This window comes from Cryobacterium sp. PH31-L1, from assembly GCF_030063145.1.
Classification (GTDB): Bacteria; Actinomycetota; Actinomycetes; order Actinomycetales; family Microbacteriaceae; genus Cryobacterium.
In genome coordinates this window covers 47938-54688 of sequence record NZ_JASISM010000010.1, presented here as the reverse complement: position 1 = coordinate 54688, position 6751 = coordinate 47938, and the positions used below count along the sequence as shown (strand labels likewise).

Here is a 6751-nt window from a genome sequence, read left to right as displayed (position 1 = left end):
TTCCTGCGTTAACGGCCACCCACGGGTGGCCCTGTTGTCGTTAACCCGCTCTCCTCCGACCGCGTTCAGTCGCGTGCTCAAGACCCTGGCCTTACGCCTGCGGAGCGACGGGACACTCGCTCCTCAGCTCAAACATTCGGGGTGTTTTGCGGGCCTCCGCGAAAAGCATGCGGAGACCCGCAAAACACCCCGAAAACTCGGCACCCCGCGAATATCCCGACACCCCTCCAACCCTCTGAACGGGCCGGGATCGTCAAACGGCAAGAACATAGACGAAGGGCCACGCACAATGTGCGTGGCCCTTCGTTGTTATGGGAGCTGCTAGCGGCGGCGGAGGCCGTCCAAGGCTACGGCGAGCACGTCCTCGGCGAGCTGCGCGGCATCCTCTGGGCCTTCAGCGCGATACCACTCCGCGATGGAGTTGACCATGCCGAAGAGCAGGCGCGTGACCACCCGCGGATCGATGTCGCTGCGCAGTGATCCCTCATCACGGGCCTCGACGACCAATGCCGAGACGGCGCGGTCGAAGGCGCGGCGGCGGGTCAGGGCGTTGCGCTCGACCTCGGTATTGCCGCGCACCCGCAGCAGTAACGTTACGTACGGAAGCCTATCGGCGAGTACGATCACTGCGCCGCGGAGCACGTAGGCCAGGCGGTCGATGGCGCTGCCGGTCACGGCTCCGGACTCAAGCAGAACACCCTCGAGCCCGTTGAGGGCTTCGTCGAGGGCGAGCTGCAGAAGTTCATCCTTGGAGGAGAAGTGGTGGTAGATGGCCGCCTTCGAGAGGGACAGGCGGGTCGCGAGCACTCCCATCGAGGTGGCGTCGTAGCCGAATTCATTGAATGCGGTGACGGCGATCGCCAAGATGGCACGCTGGTCGTAGCCGGGGCGCCCGCGTTTGGGGGTGTGTACTTTAGACATAGGTCTTGAGTCTCTCACGGAGCCGTGCCGGCTACGACCGGCTAGCGCAGGTCGTAAACGCGCTTGTGCTTTCCGGTGCTGCGCTCCAGGGTGCCGGGTTCGACGATAAAGACATTGACGCTGGAGCCGATCCGGTCCTTGATCAGTGCGATCAGTAGGGCTCGGGCAACCGTTGACTCCGTTTCGGTGGACTGTTCATGCCGTTCGATGCGCACGGTGAGTTCGTCCATGCGCGACGGTCTGGTCAGCTCGAGCACGAAGTGCGGGGAGAGGTGCTCGATGCCGAGCACGATCTCTTCGATCTGGGTCGGGAACAGGTTGACCCCGCGCAGAATGATCATGTCGTCGTTGCGACCGGTGATCTTCTCCATCCGGCGCATGCCGGGCCGGGCGGTACCGGGAAGCAGGCGGGTCAGGTCGCGGGTGCGGTAGCGGATGACCGGAAAGGCCTCCTTAGTGAGCGAGGTGAAGACGAGCTCACCGGTTTCGCCGTCCGGCAGCGTGACGCCGGTGTCACCATTAATGATTTCCGGCAGAAAGTGGTCCTCCCAGAGGTGCGGGCCGTCCTTCGACTCGATGCACTCGTTGCCGACGCCCGGCCCCATGACCTCGCTGAGGCCGTAGATGTCGAGCGCGTCAAAGTCGAGGCGGTCTTCGAGCTCGAGGCGCATCTGGTTGGTCCAGGGCTCAGCACCGAGCACGCCAGCCTTCAGGCTCGAGCGGCGCGGGTCGAGGCCGGCAGCGACCATGGCGTCGGTGATGGTGAGCAGGTAGCTGGGAGTGGACAGGATGACGTCGGGCTCGAAGTCGGTGATCATCTGCACCTGCTTGTTGGTCTGCCCGCCAGACATGGGGATGGCACAGGCACCAAGAGCTTCAATGCCGGCGTGGGCGCCGAGCCCGCCGGTGAACAGGCCATACCCGTAGGCGTTGTGTACCTTCATCCCGGGGCGCACTCCGGAGGCGCGCAGGCTGCGGGCAACGAGGCCGGCCCACATGGCCAGGTCCTTCTTGGTGTAGCCGACGACCGTCGGCAGTCCGGTGGTGCCTGACGACGTGTGGATGCGCGCGACCTGGTCCATCGGCACCGCGAACATGCCGAACGGATACGAGACACGCAGGTCTTCCTTGGTCGTGAACGGCAGCAGGGCAACGTCCTCGAGGGTGCGGATGTCGTCGGGGTGCACGCCGGCAGCATCGAACTTGCGCGTATAGAGAGGTACGTTCGCGTAGGCGTGCCGCACGGTGTGCTGCAGTCGGGTGAGCTGCAGCGAGCGAATCTCGCCCTGCGGCATCCGCTCTGCCGCGTCGAGCTCTTCGAGTGCCGGTGCGTGCAGACGGGTCTTGGTCAGCGTTGACATGGTGCCTTCCGGAAGGGTTAGAGGTGGTTGCGGGCGGGGACGGGCAGGTTGGTGGTGCGGCTGCGGCCGCGAAATTCGGCCACCGTGACGTCGTTGTCGACGGTGACACGCACGTCGTAGATGCCGCTCCGACCGCTCTTCACTCGCAGCAGCGCGGTGGCGGTGAGATTCTGGCCGCTCGTGGTCGGCTTCAGAAACGTGATGTCGGCGCCGGCAGCGAGCGTGACGTGGTGCGAATCGTTGCAGGCGATGGCGAAAGCCGTGTCGGCCAGGGCGAAGACGAAACCGCCGTGGGTCACATCGAAACCGTTCAGCATGTCGTCGCGAACGACCATCGAGACGACGGAGTGACCCGGCTCATTGCGGTGCACGATCATGCCGAGAGAAGCGGATGCCCGGTCGCGCTGCATCATGGCCTCACTGCCTACGGGCGGTGCTTCCGTCATTCGGTTCTCCTCGTTGAGTTGCCGTGCAGGTCGGGGGTTGCCCGACCGATAATGTGACTATATACTAACTGAACGATCGGTTGGTAATAGATTGACAATGCGTGCGCAAAATTCCTGACGTGCATCACCTTAGCGTCGCCAGCTTGTGCACGATTCCGATCCGACCACGACCACCGCAGTCAACGCAGACCAGGAGCCGATGATGACAAGCACCATCACGCCCGATACGAGCGCACCCGTCGCTATCAGCGTCGAAGAACAGCAGTTCAACGATCTGATCGAAGCCGATTCGCGCATCGAGCCGCGCGATTGGATGCCCGAGGGCTACCGCAAGTCGCTCGTACGCCAGATCTCGCAGCACGCGCACTCCGAGATCATCGGGATGCAGCCCGAGTCGAACTGGATCACGCGCGCCCCAAGCCTCAAGCGTAAGGCCATCCTCATGGCCAAGGTGCAGGATGAAGCCGGTCACGGCCTCTACCTCTATTCCGCCGCGCAAACCCTGGGTGCCACCCGTGATGACATGACCGATGCCCTCATCGCCGGCAAGGCTCGCTACTCGAGCATCTTCAACTATCCGACCCCGAGCTGGGCCGACATGGGGTCGATCGGCTGGCTCGTCGATGGCGCTGCCATCTGCAACCAAGTACCGCTCTGCCGCGCCTCCTACGGCCCTTACGGCCGCGCGATGGTGCGCATCTGCAAGGAAGAATCCTTTCACCAGCGCCAGGGATTCGAGATTCTCCTCGAGCTCATGCAGGGCACCGAGGAGCAGCGCCAGATGGCGCAGGACTCGGTCAACCGCTGGTACTGGCCCGCACTCATGATGTTCGGCCCGCCCGACGACGACTCGCCCAACTCGGCCCAGTCGATGGCCTGGAAGATCAAGCGCCACTCCAACGACGAACTGCGCCAGCGCTTCGTGAACATGCTCGTGCCCCAGGCCGCGGTGCTCGGCGTGACTCTGCCCGACCCCGACCTGCACTTCAATGAGGAGACCCAGCAATGGGATCTCGGCGAGATCGATTGGACCGAGTTCCACGAGGTGCTCGCCGGACGCGGCCCGAACAACGCCCAGCGTCTGCAGCGTCGACGGGACGCCCACGACGAGGGCGCCTGGGTGCGCGAAGCCGCGGCCGCTTATGCCCACAAACAGTCCGCACGAACCGAAGAAATGGCAGCCAAATGACGACTCCCGGCGATTCTGCAGCAGAAATCTGGCCCCTCTGGGAGGTCTTCGTGCGCTCAAACCGTGGTCTGAGCCACGTGCACGTCGGCTCCCTGCACGCCCCGGACGAGACCCTCGCCGTGCGCAATGCCCGCGACCTGTACACGCGTCGAAGTGAGGGCGTCTCGGTCTGGGTCGTTCCCGCCGCCGCCATCACCACGAGTGACCCCGACGCCAAGGGCGCCTTCTTCGAATCACCCGCCGGTAAGAACTACCGCCACGCGAGCTACTACTCCAAGAGTGAGGGAGTGAAGCACCTGTGACTGACGCTGTGAACAAGGACAGTATCGAAGTGGATGCCCACGGCCACGTCGCCGTCGACGTCACCACCCTCGACGCCGAGCTCATCGAAGGTCCGTCCGTGGCCACCCCCGACGTCGCCGAATATGCCCTGTGGCTCGGCGACGACTCGCTCGTTCTGGCCCAACAGCTCGGCGCCTGGATCTCCCGCGCCCCCGAACTCGAAGAAGACGTCGCCCTCGGCAATGTCGGCCTCGACCTGATCGGTCACGCCCGGTCGCTGCTGCACTACGCCGGAACCGCCACGGACCGCACCGAAGACGACCTCGCCTACTGGCGCACCGAGCCCGATTTTCGCTCGCTGCACATCGTCGAGCAACCCAACGGCGACTTCGCGCACACCATCGCGCGCCAGTTCATCGTGTCGCACTACCTGTTCGAGCTGCACAGCCGGCTGCGGGCATCCGCTGACGCAACACTCGCCGCGATCGCCGCCAAAGCGGTGAAAGAGGTCGACTACCACCGCGACCACTCCACTCAGTGGGTGCTGCGTCTCGCGCAGGGCACCGACGAGTCGCGCCGCCGCATGATCACCGCCCTCTCCGACCTCTGGCCCTACGTCGAGGAGATCTTCCGCGACGACCCGCTCATCGACCGCCTCGAAGGCATCGCGGTGCGCCCGTCGAGCCTGCGCCCGGCGTTCGACGCGGCCATCGCGCCGGTGCTCGCCGAAGCTGAGCTGGAGATTCCGCGCGGTTTCGTCGCTTCCGGCGGCGGCCGCACCGGCAAGCACTCCGAACACCTCGCCTTTCTGCTCGCCGAAATGCAGGTTCTCACTCGCGCCCACCCCGGAGCATCATGGTGAACACCGCTACGCACGAGGCCACGGCTCGTCCGCGTCCCGCCGACGCGGCATCGCTGGCGGCCTGGACGATCGCCGCCCAGGTCGTCGATCCCGAGATTCCGGTGCTCACCATCGAAGACCTCGGTGTGCTGCGCTCGGTGAGCGTCGCCAGTGACGCCGTCGCCGTCACGCTGACCCCGACCTACAGCGGATGCCCCGCCATGGACGCCATGCGCGACGACGTTCTCGGGGTGCTCACCGCCGCCGGCTACCAAAACGTGTCGATTCGGCTCGTGCTGAGCCCGGCCTGGACCACCGACTGGATGAGCGAGATCGGCAAGGCCAAACTGCGCGAATACGGCATCGCCGCCCCCACCGGGCATGCGACCGTGCGCGGTTCAGGGCCGGTCGGCCCGATCAGTCTGAAAATGGCCGTGAAATGTCCGCGCTGCTCCTCGCTCAACACCCGCGAACTCGCGCACTTCGGTTCCACCTCCTGCAAGTCCCTCTACGAATGCCGAGACTGCCTCGAGCCGTTCGACTACTTCAAGGTGCTCTAATGGCTGCAACACGTCTCGAATCCTCCAACCAGGTCGCCACGACCCTGGCGCCGGTCAAGCACCGCGCACGCTTTCACACCCTGACGGTGGCCGAAGTGCGCCCGCTCACCGCAGACAGCGTCGAAGTCACCTTCACCGTTCCGCCCAAGCTGCAGGGCGCGTTCGACTACCTGCCTGGCCAGCACCTCGCCCTGCGCGCCACAATCGACGGCCAGGAACTGCGCCGCAGCTACTCGATCTGCCGGCCCGCGGCGAGCAACGGGGGCCAGATCAGCGTCGCCATCAAACGCGACCTCGGCGGCGCCTTCTCCACCTGGGCCAACAGCGAACTGCACTCCGGCGACGAGATCGATGTGATGAGCCCGCAGGGCAGCTTCACCTCGACCCTGCACGATCTCGATCACAAGCACGTGGTTGGCGTGGCCGCCGGCTCGGGGATCACCCCGCTGATGGCGCTCGCGCACACCGTTCTCGCCGCCTCTCCGACGTCGATGTTCACCCTCGTGTACACCAACCGCACCGCGCTCGACGTGATGTTCCTCGACGAGCTGGCCGAGCTCAAGGACCGCTACCCGGCCCGTCTCGCGCTCTATCACGTGTTGTCGCGTGAGCAGCGGTCGTCGTCACTGCTCTCCGGCCGCATCGACGAAGAGAAGTTTCGGCGCATGCTCGACACCATTCTTCGCCCGGCCACGGTCGATGAGTGGTTCCTCTGCGGACCCTTCGAACTGGTACAGCTCTGCCGGGACACCCTCGAGAGTACCGGCGTAGAACGGTCGCACGTGCGGTTCGAGCTGTTCACCACCGGTGAGCCCTCGGCGGCGAGCGGCGACCGCGGCCGGCCCGTCATCATCGGCCAGGGCGACAAGACCTTTCAGATCGAGTTTACCCTCGACGGCCAGAGCAACACGGTCACCACTCCCGTCAACGCGAACGAGAGCATCCTGAACGCCGCCCTCCGGGTGCGCCCTGACGTGCCATTCGCCTGCGCCGGTGGCGTCTGCGGAACCTGCCGCGCCAAACTGGTCAGCGGCGACGTCACGATGACCGAGAACTACGCGCTCGAACCCGAAGAACTCGCCCGCGGTTACGTACTGACCTGCCAGTCGCACCCGACCACCGACACCGTCGTCGTCGACTACGACGTCTAG

At 65.1% G+C, this 6751-nt stretch carries 8 protein-coding genes; 5 read left to right on the top strand and 3 right to left on the bottom strand.

All coding sequences use genetic code 11. The features are described 5' to 3' along the window. Positions 1–321: 321 nt before the first annotated feature. Genes QMF22_RS16045 through paaI form a run of 3 tightly spaced genes read right to left on the bottom strand, consistent with a single transcriptional unit; the run spans position 322 to position 2728 of the window. Positions 322–921 carry a TetR/AcrR family transcriptional regulator gene (locus tag QMF22_RS16045; RefSeq protein WP_283455474.1) on the bottom strand — a complete coding sequence of 200 codons (600 nt, stop codon included), beginning with the start codon at positions 919–921 and terminating at the stop codon, positions 322–324. 41 nt (positions 922–962) lie between these two features. Then, positions 963–2282, bottom strand: a complete 1320-nt coding sequence (gene paaK, locus QMF22_RS16040) for a phenylacetate--CoA ligase PaaK (RefSeq protein ID WP_283455472.1) — start codon at positions 2280–2282, stop codon at positions 963–965. A 17-nt stretch (positions 2283–2299) separates the two neighbouring features. After that, positions 2300–2728, bottom strand: a complete 429-nt coding sequence (paaI, locus tag QMF22_RS16035) for a hydroxyphenylacetyl-CoA thioesterase PaaI (RefSeq protein WP_283455470.1) — start codon at positions 2726–2728, stop codon at positions 2300–2302. A 199-nt stretch (positions 2729–2927) separates the two neighbouring features. Between paaI and paaA the strand changes: the two genes are divergently transcribed. Genes paaA through paaE form a run of 5 tightly spaced genes read left to right on the top strand, consistent with a single transcriptional unit; the run spans position 2928 to position 6751 of the window. Then, entirely contained in the window at positions 2928–3917 is a 990-nt protein-coding gene (gene paaA / locus QMF22_RS16030; protein ID WP_174774960.1) for a 1,2-phenylacetyl-CoA epoxidase subunit PaaA, read from the top strand. Further along, complete coding sequence (gene paaB, locus QMF22_RS16025) at positions 3914–4219, top strand: 1,2-phenylacetyl-CoA epoxidase subunit PaaB (protein WP_092106867.1); 306 nt, start codon at positions 3914–3916, stop codon at positions 4217–4219. The genes paaA and paaB overlap by 4 nt, the downstream gene beginning before the upstream one ends. Beyond that, positions 4216–5061 (top strand): 1,2-phenylacetyl-CoA epoxidase subunit PaaC, encoded by an 846-nt coding sequence (gene paaC, locus QMF22_RS16020; protein WP_283455463.1) that lies wholly within the window; start codon positions 4216–4218, stop codon positions 5059–5061. The genes paaB and paaC overlap by 4 nt, the downstream gene beginning before the upstream one ends. Then, positions 5055–5600, top strand: a complete 546-nt coding sequence (gene paaD / locus QMF22_RS16015) for a 1,2-phenylacetyl-CoA epoxidase subunit PaaD (RefSeq protein WP_283455461.1) — start codon at positions 5055–5057, stop codon at positions 5598–5600. The genes paaC and paaD overlap by 7 nt, the downstream gene beginning before the upstream one ends. Then, positions 5600–6751 carry a 1,2-phenylacetyl-CoA epoxidase subunit PaaE gene (paaE, locus tag QMF22_RS16010; protein WP_283455459.1) on the top strand — a complete coding sequence of 384 codons (1152 nt, stop codon included), beginning with the start codon at positions 5600–5602 and terminating at the stop codon, positions 6749–6751. Before paaD ends, paaE begins: the two co-directional genes overlap by 1 nt.

What these genes read in the sequence shown, in the direction of transcription:
- paaE (WP_283455459.1), top strand. Translation starts at nt 5,600, where the DNA reads ATGGCTGCAACACGTCTCGAATCCTCCAACCAGGTCGCCACGACCCTG.
- QMF22_RS16045 (WP_283455474.1), bottom strand. Translation starts at nt 921, where the DNA reads ATGTCTAAAGTACACACCCCCAAACGCGGGCGCCCCGGCTACGACCAG.
- paaD (WP_283455461.1), top strand. Translation starts at nt 5,055, where the DNA reads ATGGTGAACACCGCTACGCACGAGGCCACGGCTCGTCCGCGTCCCGCC.
- paaA (WP_174774960.1), top strand. Translation starts at nt 2,928, where the DNA reads ATGATGACAAGCACCATCACGCCCGATACGAGCGCACCCGTCGCTATC.
- paaI (WP_283455470.1), bottom strand. Translation starts at nt 2,728, where the DNA reads ATGACGGAAGCACCGCCCGTAGGCAGTGAGGCCATGATGCAGCGCGAC.
- paaK (WP_283455472.1), bottom strand. Translation starts at nt 2,282, where the DNA reads ATGTCAACGCTGACCAAGACCCGTCTGCACGCACCGGCACTCGAAGAG.
- paaB (WP_092106867.1), top strand. Translation starts at nt 3,914, where the DNA reads ATGACGACTCCCGGCGATTCTGCAGCAGAAATCTGGCCCCTCTGGGAG.